The sequence below is a fragment of the Roseovarius gaetbuli genome (genome assembly GCF_900172365.1).
GTDB lineage: Bacteria > Pseudomonadota > Alphaproteobacteria > Rhodobacterales > Rhodobacteraceae > Roseovarius > Roseovarius gaetbuli.
Genome location: NZ_FWFJ01000025.1, coordinates 1 through 12481, shown reverse-complemented (window position 1 = coordinate 12481; position 12481 = coordinate 1). Strand labels below are relative to the sequence as shown.

At 57.0% G+C, this 12481-nt stretch carries 25 protein-coding genes; 1 reads left to right on the top strand and 24 read right to left on the bottom strand.

The window, feature by feature from the left end; genetic code table 11:
• Positions 1-94 precede the first annotated feature (94 nt).
• The 19 genes from rplO to rplB all read right to left on the bottom strand — a co-directional run bounded on the left by rplO (position 95) and on the right by rplB (position 9384).
• Positions 95-568: a 50S ribosomal protein L15 gene (rplO, locus tag ROG8370_RS12610; RefSeq protein WP_073199662.1), complete on the bottom strand. Its 474-nt coding sequence runs from the start codon at positions 566-568 to the stop codon at positions 95-97.
• 122 nt (positions 569-690) lie between these two features.
• The gene (locus tag ROG8370_RS20175; protein ID WP_139838130.1) at positions 691-1443 is read right to left on the bottom strand and encodes a hypothetical protein; all 753 of its coding nucleotides are present in this window, start codon (positions 1441-1443) and stop codon (positions 691-693) included.
• Positions 1444-1494: 51 nt separating this feature from the next.
• Positions 1495-1683: a 50S ribosomal protein L30 gene (gene rpmD / locus ROG8370_RS12605; protein ID WP_073199656.1), complete on the bottom strand. Its 189-nt coding sequence runs from the start codon at positions 1681-1683 to the stop codon at positions 1495-1497.
• A gap of 13 nt (positions 1684-1696) precedes the next feature.
• A complete protein-coding gene (gene rpsE / locus ROG8370_RS12600; RefSeq protein WP_085827564.1) occupies positions 1697-2263 on the bottom strand; it encodes a 30S ribosomal protein S5 in 567 nt (188 codons plus the stop codon).
• Positions 2264-2372: 109 nt separating this feature from the next.
• Positions 2373-2732 carry a 50S ribosomal protein L18 gene (gene rplR / locus ROG8370_RS12595; RefSeq protein WP_085827562.1) on the bottom strand — a complete coding sequence of 120 codons (360 nt, stop codon included), beginning with the start codon at positions 2730-2732 and terminating at the stop codon, positions 2373-2375.
• An 11-nt stretch (positions 2733-2743) separates the two neighbouring features.
• The gene (gene rplF / locus ROG8370_RS12590; protein WP_085827560.1) at positions 2744-3277 is read right to left on the bottom strand and encodes a 50S ribosomal protein L6; all 534 of its coding nucleotides are present in this window, start codon (positions 3275-3277) and stop codon (positions 2744-2746) included.
• Positions 3278-3289: 12 nt separating this feature from the next.
• Positions 3290-3682 (bottom strand): 30S ribosomal protein S8, encoded by a 393-nt coding sequence (gene rpsH / locus ROG8370_RS12585; RefSeq protein WP_073199648.1) that lies wholly within the window; start codon positions 3680-3682, stop codon positions 3290-3292.
• Positions 3683-3694: 12 nt separating this feature from the next.
• The gene (gene rpsN, locus ROG8370_RS12580) at positions 3695-4000 is read right to left on the bottom strand and encodes a 30S ribosomal protein S14 (RefSeq protein WP_073199646.1); all 306 of its coding nucleotides are present in this window, start codon (positions 3998-4000) and stop codon (positions 3695-3697) included.
• A 19-nt stretch (positions 4001-4019) separates the two neighbouring features.
• A complete protein-coding gene (rplE, locus tag ROG8370_RS12575) occupies positions 4020-4583 on the bottom strand; it encodes a 50S ribosomal protein L5 (RefSeq protein ID WP_085827559.1) in 564 nt (187 codons plus the stop codon).
• A complete protein-coding gene (rplX, locus tag ROG8370_RS12570; protein WP_085827557.1) occupies positions 4576-4887 on the bottom strand; it encodes a 50S ribosomal protein L24 in 312 nt (103 codons plus the stop codon). Before rplX ends, rplE begins: the two co-directional genes overlap by 8 nt.
• Position 4888: 1 nt before the next feature.
• The gene (gene rplN, locus ROG8370_RS12565; RefSeq protein ID WP_073199642.1) at positions 4889-5257 is read right to left on the bottom strand and encodes a 50S ribosomal protein L14; all 369 of its coding nucleotides are present in this window, start codon (positions 5255-5257) and stop codon (positions 4889-4891) included.
• 78 nt (positions 5258-5335) lie between these two features.
• A complete protein-coding gene (gene rpsQ / locus ROG8370_RS12560; RefSeq protein WP_073199641.1) occupies positions 5336-5566 on the bottom strand; it encodes a 30S ribosomal protein S17 in 231 nt (76 codons plus the stop codon).
• 15 nt (positions 5567-5581) lie between these two features.
• Entirely contained in the window at positions 5582-5785 is a 204-nt protein-coding gene (gene rpmC / locus ROG8370_RS12555) for a 50S ribosomal protein L29 (RefSeq protein WP_073199640.1), read from the bottom strand.
• A 210-nt stretch (positions 5786-5995) separates the two neighbouring features.
• Entirely contained in the window at positions 5996-6616 is a 621-nt protein-coding gene (locus ROG8370_RS12550; RefSeq protein WP_085827555.1) for a 2OG-Fe(II) oxygenase family protein, read from the bottom strand.
• Positions 6617-6741: 125 nt separating this feature from the next.
• A complete protein-coding gene (gene rplP, locus ROG8370_RS12545) occupies positions 6742-7155 on the bottom strand; it encodes a 50S ribosomal protein L16 (RefSeq protein WP_073199638.1) in 414 nt (137 codons plus the stop codon).
• 13 nt (positions 7156-7168) lie between these two features.
• The gene (gene rpsC / locus ROG8370_RS12540; RefSeq protein WP_073199636.1) at positions 7169-7876 is read right to left on the bottom strand and encodes a 30S ribosomal protein S3; all 708 of its coding nucleotides are present in this window, start codon (positions 7874-7876) and stop codon (positions 7169-7171) included.
• Positions 7876-8256 (bottom strand): 50S ribosomal protein L22, encoded by a 381-nt coding sequence (gene rplV / locus ROG8370_RS12535; protein ID WP_073199634.1) that lies wholly within the window; start codon positions 8254-8256, stop codon positions 7876-7878. The genes rpsC and rplV overlap by 1 nt, the downstream gene beginning before the upstream one ends.
• Positions 8257-8259: 3 nt before the next feature.
• A complete protein-coding gene (gene rpsS / locus ROG8370_RS12530) occupies positions 8260-8538 on the bottom strand; it encodes a 30S ribosomal protein S19 (protein ID WP_073199632.1) in 279 nt (92 codons plus the stop codon).
• A 3-nt stretch (positions 8539-8541) separates the two neighbouring features.
• Positions 8542-9384, bottom strand: a complete 843-nt coding sequence (gene rplB / locus ROG8370_RS12525; RefSeq protein ID WP_073199631.1) for a 50S ribosomal protein L2 — start codon at positions 9382-9384, stop codon at positions 8542-8544.
• Between the two features lie 353 nt (positions 9385-9737).
• Here rplB and ROG8370_RS12520 point away from each other — a divergent pair, with 353 nt between their 5' ends.
• Complete coding sequence (locus ROG8370_RS12520; protein WP_085827553.1) at positions 9738-10091, top strand: phasin family protein; 354 nt, start codon at positions 9738-9740, stop codon at positions 10089-10091.
• A 109-nt stretch (positions 10092-10200) separates the two neighbouring features.
• Here ROG8370_RS12520 and ROG8370_RS12515 read toward each other — a convergent pair whose 3' ends face one another.
• The 5 genes from ROG8370_RS12515 to ROG8370_RS12495 all read right to left on the bottom strand — a co-directional run.
• Complete coding sequence (locus ROG8370_RS12515; protein ID WP_085827551.1) at positions 10201-10497, bottom strand: 50S ribosomal protein L23; 297 nt, start codon at positions 10495-10497, stop codon at positions 10201-10203.
• Positions 10494-11111, bottom strand: a complete 618-nt coding sequence (gene rplD / locus ROG8370_RS12510; RefSeq protein ID WP_085827549.1) for a 50S ribosomal protein L4 — start codon at positions 11109-11111, stop codon at positions 10494-10496. The genes ROG8370_RS12515 and rplD overlap by 4 nt, the downstream gene beginning before the upstream one ends.
• Positions 11108-11950, bottom strand: a complete 843-nt coding sequence (gene rplC / locus ROG8370_RS12505) for a 50S ribosomal protein L3 (RefSeq protein ID WP_085827547.1) — start codon at positions 11948-11950, stop codon at positions 11108-11110. Before rplC ends, rplD begins: the two co-directional genes overlap by 4 nt.
• A gap of 12 nt (positions 11951-11962) precedes the next feature.
• Positions 11963-12271, bottom strand: a complete 309-nt coding sequence (gene rpsJ, locus ROG8370_RS12500) for a 30S ribosomal protein S10 (RefSeq protein ID WP_073199620.1) — start codon at positions 12269-12271, stop codon at positions 11963-11965.
• 81 nt (positions 12272-12352) lie between these two features.
• Positions 12353-12481, bottom strand: a 129-nt coding sequence (locus ROG8370_RS12495) for an EF-Tu C-terminal domain-related protein (protein WP_503128342.1), incomplete at its 5' end; no start/stop codon positions are given.

Here is a 12481-nt window from a genome sequence, read left to right as displayed (position 1 = left end):
ATGAAAACGCCGCCAGAAGCTGTTTTCCAGCTCAGGCGGCGTCAAAGGAAAACTCGGAGCATATGTAAGCGGCGCGAACGCCACTCACAACCTCTTATTCAGCGGCCTGCGCGGTTGTGACCGTCAGTGAACCACCGGCTTTTTCGACGGTTTCGATCGCCGAGCGCGATGCACCGGTGACCTGAAGCGTGACCTTGGCCGAGATATCGCCCTTGGCGAGAACGCGGATGCCGTCAAGCTTGCGGCGCACCAGACCCGAGGCGATAAGCACGTCTTCGGTGATTGCTGCAGAGGCGTCGATTTTCTTTTCGTCGATGAATTTCTGGATCAGGCCAAGGTTCACCACCGCATAGGATTTGCGGTTCGGCTTGGTAAAGCCGCGCTTGGGCAGACGTTGATAGAGCGGCATCTGGCCACCCTCGTAACCCTTGATCGCCACACCCGAACGGGATTTCTGACCTTTGATACCACGACCACCGGTCTTACCCATGCCCGAACCCGGGCCACGGCCAATGCGCTTGCGTTTCTTGGTTGCACCGGGATTGTCGTGCAGTTCATGCAGTTTCATGTCGCTTCTCCTTTATGCCGGATGCGACCCCCAGCGACGGGAGCGGCCGAACGCGGCTTGATACAAATATCGCAGCCCGAAAACAGGCCACCGGGGGCGTATAAACCCAGCCCCCCACAGGTTCAAGGGGGATTCTGGGAGCAAACGTTATCGTCTATTCTCTCCAAAGCCTTCTGCCGCCAAATAGCTTCAAGATTTGCAACCATCTCCGATAAGCATGTGGTCGCAATTAAAGCCAGATCATCGGGTCTATCAGATGTTATCTCGATGCCTTTTAGACTTTTGGGAACAATAGCTACGCGCCCGTTCTCAGCGTTTTTAACATCCTTCAACCGAACAGAAGCTGGTACTTCGTACATCGGCACCGAAGGGCTCCCTGAAAATCTTTTGACTTTTCCATTTTCAGCTGAAACTTCGAAATCTCCAGTAGGGACGCCATTAATCGAGCAATTCTTAACTTTCACCGAACTATTGCCACCAAGCGCTATGAAGCCGCCACCAATGTCCACATATGAGTCAGAAAAGTCAGCGAAGGGTGTTAATCCATGTTCAACATGATTACGGGCTTCTCGAAGAAAGTAGAGCCCTTCATCGTCACCCGCTGAAGCATTTTTTAAACGATGGGCCCATCCACGTGAGATCTCATGTTTTTGGCCAAAGCTAATCAATCGACCGATGCATCGCCCAAACGCTCCCAGAAAATCTTCCCAAGCATCTCTAAGATCCGAAGCCGAACTACAGTTTTTCATCCTGTCGCACGCTCTAGCGGTAGCAGCTGAATACCGTTGAATTTCATGGATATTGTGTTCAAGATGTTCCGTCCCACAATAGATAGTTGGCTTATGTGCTTTTTCAAACGAAAACACCCCGGTCATCTCTGACCGGGGTGCGCGCCAAAGGTAAGGTGGGTGTAACCCACCTTACGATCAGCCTTTTTCTTCGAGGATCTCGACCATGTGCGGGATCTTGTTGATCATGCCGCGCACTGCGGGCGTGTCTTCAAGTTCGCGAACGCGGTGCATTTTGTTAAGACCCAGCCCGATCAGCGTCTGACGCTGTTTTTCGGGGCGACGGATCGGAGACCCGATCTGTTTGATTACGATGGTTTTTGCCATTGATCAGAACTCCTTACGCTTCCGCGGCTTCGGCTGCAGGCGCTTCGTCACCCTTTTTCAGGATGTCAGCGACCTTTTTGCCTCGGCGTTGGGCGACCATGCGGGGCGAGCTTTCTTTTTGAAGCCCGTTCAGCGTGGCGCGGATCATGTTATAGGGGTTCTGGCTGCCGTTGGATTTGGCAACAACGTCCTGAACCCCCAGCATCTCGAAGACGGCACGCATCGGACCACCGGCGATGATACCGGTACCTTGCGGTGCTGTGCGCATCACGACCTTGCCGGCGCCGTGGCGACCTTCCATGTCGTGGTGCAGGGTACGACCCTCGCGCAGCGGTACGCGAATCATGGCGCGCTTGGCGGCTTCGGTCGCTTTGCGAATGGCCTCGGGGACCTCTTTCGCCTTACCTTTGCCAAAGCCAACGCGGCCCTTCTGATCGCCGACGACGACGAGCGCCGCAAATCCAAAGCGTTTACCGCCTTTAACGGTTTTGCTGACCCGGTTGATCGCGACTAGACGATCTGCGAATTCCGGCGTTTCGTCGCGGTCGCGACCTCCACGGCGGTTCTCATCTCTTGCCATTTGGCGTCCTTTCATTGCGGCGCCATCGGCACCAATTCTGTCTCAATCCAGGTGGGCCCGAAAGCCCCCGGATCATCGAGGCGGCCCGTTGCGGGGCCGCCTGCGCTGTTTAGATCTTCAGCCCGGCTTCACGTGCGGCGTCGGCAACTGCCTTGACCTTGCCGTGAAACAGGAAGCCACCACGATCGAAATACGCCTCGGTGATGCCGGCCTTCTTGGCCCGCTCCGCGATCGCCGTGCCGACTGTGGCTGCGGCTTCGACGTTGTTCTTCCCGACCAGACCAAGATCCTTTTCGAGGGTCGAGGCACTGGCGAGCGTCACACCGTTGACGTCGTCGATCAGCTGTACGCTGATGTTCTTGTTGCTGCGGTGCACCGAAAGACGCGGACGCCCTGCGTTGACCTTGCGAAGTTTGTTCCGAACGCGCATGCGGCGCTTGAGGAACAGTTTTCTCTTGCTGTTTGCCATCTGTCGCGTCCTTACTTCTTCTTGCCTTCCTTCTGGAAGATATACTCGTCTTTGTAGCGAATGCCTTTGCCCTTGTAGGGCTCGGGACGACGCCAATCGCGGATATTTGCCGCGACTTGACCGACGAGCTGCTTATCCGTGCCTTCAACCACCATTTCAGTGGGCTTGGGAACAGTAACAGTTACACCTTCCGGAATGTGGAAATCGACATCATGGCTGAGGCCGAGGTTCAGTTTGAGCACGTTGCCCTGAAGCTGGGCACGATAACCCACGCCACGGATTTCAAGCTCTTTCTTGAAGGCCTGGCTGCTGCCGTGCACCAGGTTGGAGATGACCGTACGGGTCATGCCCCACTGCTGGCGCGCGCGCTTGGATTTGCCACGGGGCGTGACCGAAACCTGACCGTCGTCGATGGTGATTGTAACATCATCGGTCGCGGTGAAGGTCTTGGTGGCCATCGGGCCTTTGACTTCGATTGTCTGACCCGAGAGCGTCGCGGTGACGCCAGCAGGCAGCGGTACGGGTTGTTTGCCGATACGAGACATTTCCGGGTCTCCTTAGAATACAGTGCAGAGCACTTCGCCGCCAACGTTGGCTGCGCGCGCAGATGCATCCGACATCACACCCTTGGAGGTGGAGACAATCGACACACCCAGGCCCTGACGGACCTGCGGGATGTCATCGACGCCCAGATAGACGCGACGACCGGGTTTCGAAACCCGTTTCATTTCGCGAATAACAGGGGTGCCTTCGAAATATTTCAGGCTGACTTCGATTGCCGGGTGGCCATCTTTGCCAGTGCTCATCTCATAACCGCGGATATAGCCCTCGGATTGCAAAACATCGAGAACGCGCACGCGCATTTTCGAGGCCGGCACCGAAACCGTGGATTTTCCACGCATCTGCGAGTTGCGGATACGGGTGAGCATATCGCCGATAGGATCATTCATACTAATTCTCCCTTACCAGCTGGATTTCACGACGCCGGGAGCCTGGCCACTTGAGCCGAGCTCGCGCAGCATGATCCGCGACACTTTGAGTTTGCGATAATACGCATGCGGACGACCAGTCAGCTGGCACCGATTGTGCAGCCGTGTGGCCGAGCTGTTGCGCGGCAGTTTCGCAAGCTTCAGAGACGCGCGAAAACGCTCTTCCATCGGCTTGTCTTGATCATTGATGATCTCTTTGAGCGCGGCGCGCTTCTTGGCAAAACGATCCACCAGAGCCTGGCGTTTCTTTTCGCGCTCGATCATTGCTTTTTTAGCCATAAATCTATCCTCCCGCGGCTTAGCTGTTGAAAGGCATGTTGAAGTGCTTCAACAGTGCCTTAGCTTCAGCGTCGGTCTTCGCCGTGGTTGCGATAACGATATCCATGCCCCAAACTTCGTCGACCTTGTCGAAGTTGATTTCGGGGAAGACGATGTGTTCCTTGAGACCCATGGCATAGTTGCCATTGCCATCGAAAGATTTGCCCGGCACGCCGCGAAAGTCGCGGATACGGGGCATTGCGATGGTGATCAGACGGTCGAGGAATTCAAACATCCGGTCGCCGCGCAGGGTTACCTTGGCACCAAGCGGCATGTCTTCACGAACACGGAAGCCCGCGATCGAGTTGCGCGCTTTGGTGATAACCGCGTGCTGACCTGCGATGGTGGAAAGATCTTCCTGAGCCGACTTGGCTTTCTTGGAATCGCGCACCGCTTCGGCACCGCAACCAATGTTCAGAACGATTTTGTCCAGACGCGGGATCTGCATGTCGTTCTTATAGCCGAACTCTTCTTTCAGAGCGGGCTTGATGGTGTCGCGGAAAACGGTTTTGAGGCGCGGGGTATAAGCTGCTGTATCAAGCATCGATCACGTCCCCCGTGGTCTTGGCAAAACGTACCTTCTTGTCGCCTTCGATCTTGAAGCCAACGCGGGTCGGTTTGCCGTTTTTGTCAAGAAGAGCCAGGTTGCTCACGTCGATCGGCATCGCTTTCGGGACGCGACCACCTTGGCTGGTCTGGCTTTGACGGGTGTGGCGGATGGCCATGTTAACACCATCAACGACGGCTTTGCCGGCCTTGGGGTCAACAGTGGTGATCGTGCCCTTCTGGCCTTTGTCTTTGCCAGCCAGAACGACAACGGTGTCGCCTTTTTTCAGTTTAGCAGCCATCTTACAGCACCTCCGGCGCGAGCGAGATGATTTTCATGAAGTTCTTGGAGCGCAGCTCGCGAACAACCGGCCCGAAGATACGGGTACCGACCGGCTCACCTGCGTTGTTCAGGATCACGGCGGCGTTGCGGTCGAACTTGATTGCGGTGCCGTCATCACGACGAACTTCCTTGGCGGTGCGTACGACGACGGCCTTGCGGACGTCACCCTTTTTAACGCGACCACGCGGAATGGCTTCCTTGACGGAGACGACAATGATGTCGCCAACGCTAGCGTACTTACGCTTGGAACCACCCAGAACCTTGATGCACTGAACTCGGCGAGCGCCGGAGTTGTCAGCAACATCCAGGTTGGTTTGCATCTGGATCATTTGGTTTCTCCCGACCTATGGGGGGCGATGCAGTGCCTGATCCCCAGGGTTTCGATTATGCCGAAAAGGGCCAGAGGCTTACGCCTCAAGCACCTCCCAACGTTTCGTTTTCGAGCGCGGCGCACATTCGATGATGCGTACGGAATCGCCGACCTTGAAAGCGTTCTTTTCATCGTGAGCCCGGTACTTTTTGGACTTACGGATCGTTTTTGCCAGAACCGGGTGCTTGAAACGGCGTTCAACCGACACGGTGATGGTTTGTTCGTTTGCGTCGCTGGTCACGGTGCCAGTCAGGATACGTTTGGGCATCTGAGAGGCTCCCTATTATTCTGTGGCCGCGTTAGCGGCTTTTTCGTTCAGGATGGTCAACACGCGAGCGGCGTTGCGACGGGCAACGCGCATCTGTGCGGGGTTTTCCAACTGGCCGGTCGCGGCCTGGAAACGCAGGTTGAATTGCGCTTTCTTCAGGCTGGTCAGCTCTTCGCGGAGCTGATCGGGTGTCTTATCACGTAGCTCTTGAGCGTTCATGCTCTTTTCCTTTCTCAAAACACCAGCCGGCCCCTGTCGGTTCTTACAGGGTGACCTGAAACCTGGTGGATGAATTGCAAACACACGAATCCCCAGAGGTCCGGGTCATCGTGGATTGGGGGTCTATAGGGGAGGTGACGCTAGAGGGCAAGGGATAAGTTTGTTTGCGTAGGGTGGGTGAAACCCACGCGCGTCTCCGCCCCGCCGCACTCAGCCCCAACTGTAATTGAAACTCACCGAAATCCGGTCTTCTTCACTCATGTTCATCGGCACCTCATGGCGCAGCCAGCTTTCCCAGAGCAGGACATCCCCGACGGCGGGTTTGGCATAGATGAAGGTCTTCAACTCTTCGCGTGCGTCTTTGCGGCGCGCCGGCGCGGCCATCATCATCGCCGATCTGGGGTCTTCGAGTTTGAGCGCGCTTGCACCATCGGGCATCGCCACATAGGTGGTGCCGCTGATGACGGAATGCGGGTGGATGTGGCTAGAATGCGTTCCGCCTTCGGGCAGGATGTTGATCCAGATGTCCTCGAGCTTGAGCTTCTTGTCGTCGAGATCAAATTCCAGATCCTTGGCAAAGGCGGCGACATGCTTGTTGAGCACCTTGACCAGATCCTTGAAGATCGGGAACCGCCAGCCAAGATCGGTGAGCGAGGCGTAAGAGGTATAGCCGGGATAGCCGTTCTCCTCGCACCACTCCTGGCCCGCCTCGTCATCCTCGGCGATGGAATAACACGAGGTTTCAAGCTCGGCGGCATCAATGGGTTTGCCCTGCTCGGACAGGGCAGCATGATAGAGGCGGGTCACGAAAAGTGAGGATATCTTTGTCATGTCCCCGTCTTAAACCAACGCCCCCCGCGTGGCGAGAGGGCTTGAGCCGCTCACAACAAAAAGCCCCCACCAATCGCTTGGCAGGGGCTTCTCGATTTCATGTAGGGTGGGTAAAACCCACGCGCTTACCAGTCTTCGCGAACCACGACACGAGTCTTGATCGGCAATTTCATCGCGGCAAGGCGCAGGGCCTCGAATGCGATGGCCTCGGACACGCCGTCGATCTCGAACATGATCCGGCCCGGCTTGACCTTGGCGGCCCAGAAATCAACTGAACCTTTACCTTTACCCATCCGAACTTCGGTGGGCTTGCTGGTCACGGGAAGGTCCGGGAAAATCCGGATCCAGACCCGGCCCTGACGTTTCATGTGACGTGTCATGGCACGACGAGCAGCTTCGATCTGACGTGCAGTCACACGCTCGGGCTGGGTCGCTTTAAGGCCGTAAGTCCCAAAGTTCAGATCGGAGCCGCCTTTGGCTTCTCCCTTGATCCGGCCTTTGTGCATCTTACGGAATTTGCTGCGCTTTGGTTGTAGCATCTGTCATTCCTCCTTAACGGCGGCCGCCGGCGCCACGGGGCGCGGGACCATCCTGGAGTTCCTGGGCTTTGCGGTCACGTGCCGCGGGATCATGTTCCATGATCTCACCCTTGAAGATCCAGACCTTGATACCGATGATGCCATAAGGCGTCAGCGCCTCATAAGGTGCATAATCGATGTCGGCGCGCAGGGTGTGCAGGGGCACACGACCTTCGCGGTACCATTCGGTACGGGCGATCTCGGCGCCACCAAGGCGGCCCGCGACGTTGACCCGGATACCAAGGGCACCCATGCGCATTGCGTTCTGCACGGCGCGCTTCATGGCGCGACGGAAGGACACACGACGCTCAAGCTGCTGCGCGATGCTTTCGCCGACCAGAGCCGCGTCAAGCTCCGGCTTGCGGACCTCGACGATGTTCAGGTGCAGCTCGCTGTCGGTCATCGCCGCCAGCTTCTTGCGCAGACCTTCGATATCGGCGCCTTTTTTGCCGATGATCACACCCGGACGTGCAGTGTGGATCGTAACGCGGCACTTCTTGTGCGGACGCTCGATGATCACGCGGCTGATACCGGCTTGCTTGCACTCTTTGCCAATGAATTTGCGCATGGCGATATCTTCAAGCAGAAGATTGCCATAATCCTTGGTGTCGGCGTACCAGCGGCTGTCCCAGGTGCGGTTGACCTGAAGGCGCATGCCAATCGGATTGACTTTGTTACCCATTAGGCTTGCTCCTCAATTTCACGAACCTTAATTGTCAGTTCCGAGAACGGCTTGCGCAGAGCGCCAAACCGGCCACGAGCCCGCGGACGACCGCGTTTCATCACAAGGTTCTTACCGACGTAAGCTTCGGCAACGACAAGACCATCCACATCGAGATTGTGGTTGTTTTCAGCATTGGCGATCGCGGATTGCAGGCATTTCTTGACGTCTGCGGCGATACGCTTGTTGCTGAAGGTCAGATCGTTCAGCGCTTTGTCGACCTTCTTACCGCGGATCATCGCAGCAACAAGGTTGAGTTTTTGCGGGCTGGTGCGAAGCATGCGCAGTTTTGCCATTGCTTCGTTGTCTGCCACGCGGCGGGGGTTCTTTTCCTTGCCCATGACTTACTTCCGCTTCGCTTTTTTGTCAGCAGCGTGACCGTAATAGGTACGAGTCGGCGAATATTCACCAAACTTCTGACCGATCATGTCTTCTGTGACGTTGACTGGGATATGTTTGCGGCCGTTGTAGACACCAAACGTCAAGCCCACAAACTGGGGCAGGATCGTCGAGCGGCGCGACCAGATCTTGATAACTTCGTTGCGCCCGGATTCGCGCGATGCTTCGGCTTTCTTAAGCACGTAGGCATCGACAAAAGGGCCTTTCCATACAGAGCGAGACATAGATTAACGTCCCTTCTTCTTGGCGTGACGCGAGCGGATAATAAGCTTTTGCGACGCTTTGTTCTTGTTCCGGGTACGAGCACCTTTTGTGGGCTTACCCCAGGGCGTAACAGGGTGACGACCACCCGATGTACGACCTTCACCACCACCATGCGGGTGGTCGATGGGGTTCATAACCACACCACGCACAGACGGGCGAATGCCCTTGTGACGCATGCGGCCCGCTTTACCGTAGTTCTGGTTGCTGTTGTCGGGGTTGCTGACGGCACCAACGGTGGCCATGCACTCCTGACGCACCAGGCGAAGTTCGCCCGAGCTCAGACGGATCTGAGCGTAGCCACCATCACGACCCACGAACTGGGCATAGGTGCCTGCGGCGCGTGCGATCTGACCACCTTTACCGGGCTTAAGCTCGATATTGTGGATGATCGTACCGATCGGCATGCCCGAGAACGGCATTGCGTTGCCCGGCTTGATGTCGACCTTGGCGCCGGCCAGAACCTTGTCACCCACAGCAAGACGCTGGGGGGCCAGGATATAGGCCTGCTCGCCATCTTCATATTTGATCAGCGCGATGAACGCGGTCCGGTTCGGGTCATATTCGATCCGCTCGACGGTGGCCGCCACATCGAATTTGTTCCGTCTGAAATCAACGATCCGGTAAAGGCGTTTTGCCCCGCCGCCTTTGCGACGCATCGTGATCCGTCCGGTGTTGTTCCGACCGCCATGTTTCGACAAACCCTCAGTGAGAGATTTGACGGGACGACCTTTCCAAAGTTCCGAACGGTCGATCAGCACCAGCCCACGCTGGCCCGGCGTCGTCGGCTTATACGACTTAAGTGCCATGCTTTCTGTCTTCCGTTTTCTTGCAGCAGGTCAGACCCGCCGCTGTTGTAGCCCCCCGAAGGTGGCAAGGTTTAGGGCCCCAAAGGTCCCCGGTTGGATTGCTCTTGCGAACAAAGGCGAAGCCCCGGACGAATCCGGGGCCTTGCCGATGGGGTCTGATAGGGGAGCGGGCCTTTGCGGTCAAGGGGGTGGGGCGCGAAAACGCCAAGGGCAACCGCCCGATTTCCCGCCACACGACACAGATCAATTCATCGGCGGCGAATCCAGCCTAGAATGCGCCTTGCAAGGATCGCGATCTGGGCCGCGCGCGCGTCGCGCCTACGGTTCGCGATAACTCAGGAAAAGGGAAGAAAATGACCAAATCTACTAAGAAATCCGACACTGGGAACCCCGATGTCTCTGCGTTCTCCGCCGCCATGATCGCGGGGCACCCGGTGGCGTCCAAGCTCTGGCTTGATATCATGGCCGAAAGCACGCGTTTCGTTTCTGAGCGGCTTCAGGAAGACCTTGAAGGCCAGCAGGCATTGTTGCGCTGCAAGAAGCCGGTTGAAGTGGTACAACTGCAATCCGAACTCTTCCGCAAGGCAATCGAACAGTACACCGCCGAGGCGCATCGCCTGTTCGATATCATGAACGACGCGGCAGGCGAGAGCCTGAAGGAAGCCACCTCCAAAATGTCCCGCGCTTACGATGACGTCCCGCTCTGAGCACAATCGCAGGGCGGCGTGCGGCAACTCAATGAAAAACCCCGGCCACCTTTCGGCAGCCGGGGTTAAAATCTTGATACCGTAGGGCGGGTGTAACCCCACCATCCGATCAGAGACCTGTGGTCACGTCGATTGTGTTGCCCTCAACCAGGGTCACATAAGCCTTTTTAACGTCGTTACGGCGACCAAGCTGGCCCCGGAAACGTTTGGCTTTGCCCTTGGTGATGGTGGTGTTGACCGCCTTGACCTTGACACCAAAGAGCGCCTCGACGGCCTCTTTGATCTGGGGTTTGTTGGCGTCGATTGCCACCTCAAACACCACAGCACCGTTTTCAGAGGCCATGGTGGCCTTTTCGGTGATGATCGGCTTGCGGATCACATCGTAATGTTGCGGTTTCGCGCTCATTTCAGACGAGCCTCCAGTGCTTCGACACCCGCTTTGGTGAGCACGAGAGTGTCACGCTTGAGGATGTCATAGACGTTTGCGCCCATCGACGGCAGCACATCGAGACCCTCGATGTTGCGGGCGGCCTTGGCGAACTCGGCGTTCACTTCGGCCCCGTCGATGATCAGCGTGCGCTTCCAGCCAAGGTCACGAACCTGTTTGGCCAGAGCAGCGGTCTTGCCGGTCGAATCTGCGATATCGATGATCACCAGCTCGCCCGCTGCCATTTTGGCAGACAGAGCATGCTTGAGACCAAGCGCGCGGACCTTTTTCGGCAGGTCATGGGCGTGGCTACGGGGCGTCGGGCCCTTGTAGATACCACCCTTGCGGAAGATCGGTGCCGAGCGGGCGCCGTGGCGGGCGCCACCGGTGCCTTTTTGGCGATAGATCTTCTTGGTCGAATAGCTGACCTCGGACCGGGTTTTCACCTTGTGAGTACCGGCCTGCGCCTTGTTGCGCTGCCAGCGGACGACACGCTGCAGAATGTCTGCGCGCGGTTCCAGGCCGAAGATGTCTTCGCCCAGATCGACCGAGCCAGCTTTGCCGCCGTCCAGTTTGATGACGTCGAGTTTCATTCTTCGCCTTCCTTCTTCTCAGCCTGAATTTCGGCCTCAGCCGACTTCAGGGCTGCTTCTTCCGCGGCGGCAGCTTCTTCAGCGGCGGCCTTTGCGGCTGCTTCTGCTTCGGCGGCGGCCTGTGCGGCAGCCTCTTCAGCAGCTTTAGCAGCTTCTTCAGCAGCCGATTTCAGAGCGGCGGGCAGGATCGCGTTCTCGGGGAACGGCTTTTTGACCGCATCCTTGATCGTCACCCAACCACCTTTGGAGCCGGGAACGGCGCCTTTGATCATGATCAGACCACGATCGGCGTCGGTTTTGATGACCTGAAGGTTTTGCGTGGTGACGCGGGCAGAACCCATGTGACCAGCCATCTTCTTGCCTTTGAAAACCTTGCCCGGATCCTGACACTGACCGGTCGAACCGTGCGAACGGTGGCTCACAGACACACCGTGCGACGCGCGCAGACCACCAAAGTTGTGCCGCTTCATGGCACCCTGGAAGCCTTTACCAATCGAGGTGCCAGAGACGTCCACGAACTGACCTTCAAAGTAATGGTCAGCAGTGATCTCTTCGCCCACGTTGATCAGGTTCTCCGGCGCAACGCGGAATTCCGCGATCTTGCGCTTGGGTTCAACCTTGGCCGCAGCAAAGTGGCCACGCATGGCCTGGCTTGTGCGTTTGACCTTGGCGGTGCCAGCACCAAGCTGAACAGCGGTATAGCCGTTCAACTCGGCTGTGCGCTGAGCAACAACCTGAAGTTTGTCGAGTTGAAGAACGGTCACAGGAATCTGCTTGCCGTCTTCCATGAAAAGCCGGGTCATGCCGACTTTTTTTGCGATTACACCAGAGCGCAACATCAGTAGCCCTCCTTAAACCGAAATCTGGACGTCAACGCCGGCGGCAAGATCGAGCTTCATCAGCGCGTCTACCGTTTGGGGCGTCGGGTCAACGATGTCGAGAAGACGCTTGTGCGTCCGGATCTCAAACTGATCGCGCGATTTCTTATTCACGTGGGGACTACGCAGAACTGTGAACTTTTCAATTTTGTTCGGCAGCGGGATAGGCCCACGAACCTCGGCACCGGTCCGTTTGGCGGTATTGACGATTTCCTGCGTGCTGGCATCCAGTACGCGGTAGTCAAATGCCTTCAGCCGAATGCGAATATTTTGGCTTTGCATTGGTTAGCCTTTCGCGGCGTTGGAGTTGATAGGAGGAAGGCCGGACCACCCGGCCTTCCTCTTCGAACCCTTAATAGGTTGTTACTCGATGATTTTGGAGACGACGCCGGCGCCGACGGTACGGCCGCCTTCGCGGATGGCGAAGCGGAGGCCGTCTTCCATGGCGATCGGGGCGATCAGTTCGACGGTGAACTTCAGGTTGTCACCGGG

Bases quoted from the DNA above. Each gene is read 5' to 3' on its own strand.
- rplO (WP_073199662.1), bottom strand. From the start codon at position 568: ATGAAACTGCATGAACTGCACGACAATCCCGGTGCAACCAAGAAACGC.
- ROG8370_RS20175 (WP_139838130.1), bottom strand. From the start codon at position 1,443: ATGACCGGGGTGTTTTCGTTTGAAAAAGCACATAAGCCAACTATCTAT.
- rpmD (WP_073199656.1), bottom strand. From the start codon at position 1,683: ATGGCAAAAACCATCGTAATCAAACAGATCGGGTCTCCGATCCGTCGC.
- rpsE (WP_085827564.1), bottom strand. From the start codon at position 2,263: ATGGCAAGAGATGAGAACCGCCGTGGAGGTCGCGACCGCGACGAAACG.
- rplR (WP_085827562.1), bottom strand. From the start codon at position 2,732: ATGGCAAACAGCAAGAGAAAACTGTTCCTCAAGCGCCGCATGCGCGTT.
- rplF (WP_085827560.1), bottom strand. From the start codon at position 3,277: ATGTCTCGTATCGGCAAACAACCCGTACCGCTGCCTGCTGGCGTCACC.
- rpsH (WP_073199648.1), bottom strand. From the start codon at position 3,682: ATGAATGATCCTATCGGCGATATGCTCACCCGTATCCGCAACTCGCAG.
- rpsN (WP_073199646.1), bottom strand. From the start codon at position 4,000: ATGGCTAAAAAAGCAATGATCGAGCGCGAAAAGAAACGCCAGGCTCTG.
- rplE (WP_085827559.1), bottom strand. From the start codon at position 4,583: ATGCTTGATACAGCAGCTTATACCCCGCGCCTCAAAACCGTTTTCCGC.
- rplX (WP_085827557.1), bottom strand. From the start codon at position 4,887: ATGGCTGCTAAACTGAAAAAAGGCGACACCGTTGTCGTTCTGGCTGGC.
- rplN (WP_073199642.1), bottom strand. From the start codon at position 5,257: ATGATCCAGATGCAAACCAACCTGGATGTTGCTGACAACTCCGGCGCT.
- rpsQ (WP_073199641.1), bottom strand. From the start codon at position 5,566: ATGCCCAAACGTATCCTGACTGGCACCGTGACCAGCGACGCAAACGAA.
- rpmC (WP_073199640.1), bottom strand. From the start codon at position 5,785: ATGAACGCTCAAGAGCTACGTGATAAGACACCCGATCAGCTCCGCGAA.
- ROG8370_RS12550 (WP_085827555.1), bottom strand. From the start codon at position 6,616: ATGACAAAGATATCCTCACTTTTCGTGACCCGCCTCTATCATGCTGCC.
- rplP (WP_073199638.1), bottom strand. From the start codon at position 7,155: ATGCTACAACCAAAGCGCAGCAAATTCCGTAAGATGCACAAAGGCCGG.
- rpsC (WP_073199636.1), bottom strand. From the start codon at position 7,876: ATGGGTAACAAAGTCAATCCGATTGGCATGCGCCTTCAGGTCAACCGC.
- rplV (WP_073199634.1), bottom strand. From the start codon at position 8,256: ATGGGCAAGGAAAAGAACCCCCGCCGCGTGGCAGACAACGAAGCAATG.
- rpsS (WP_073199632.1), bottom strand. From the start codon at position 8,538: ATGTCTCGCTCTGTATGGAAAGGCCCTTTTGTCGATGCCTACGTGCTT.
- rplB (WP_073199631.1), bottom strand. From the start codon at position 9,384: ATGGCACTTAAGTCGTATAAGCCGACGACGCCGGGCCAGCGTGGGCTG.
- ROG8370_RS12520 (WP_085827553.1), top strand. From the start codon at position 9,738: ATGACCAAATCTACTAAGAAATCCGACACTGGGAACCCCGATGTCTCT.
- ROG8370_RS12515 (WP_085827551.1), bottom strand. From the start codon at position 10,497: ATGAGCGCGAAACCGCAACATTACGATGTGATCCGCAAGCCGATCATC.
- rplD (WP_085827549.1), bottom strand. From the start codon at position 11,111: ATGAAACTCGACGTCATCAAACTGGACGGCGGCAAAGCTGGCTCGGTC.
- rplC (WP_085827547.1), bottom strand. From the start codon at position 11,950: ATGTTGCGCTCTGGTGTAATCGCAAAAAAAGTCGGCATGACCCGGCTT.
- rpsJ (WP_073199620.1), bottom strand. From the start codon at position 12,271: ATGCAAAGCCAAAATATTCGCATTCGGCTGAAGGCATTTGACTACCGC.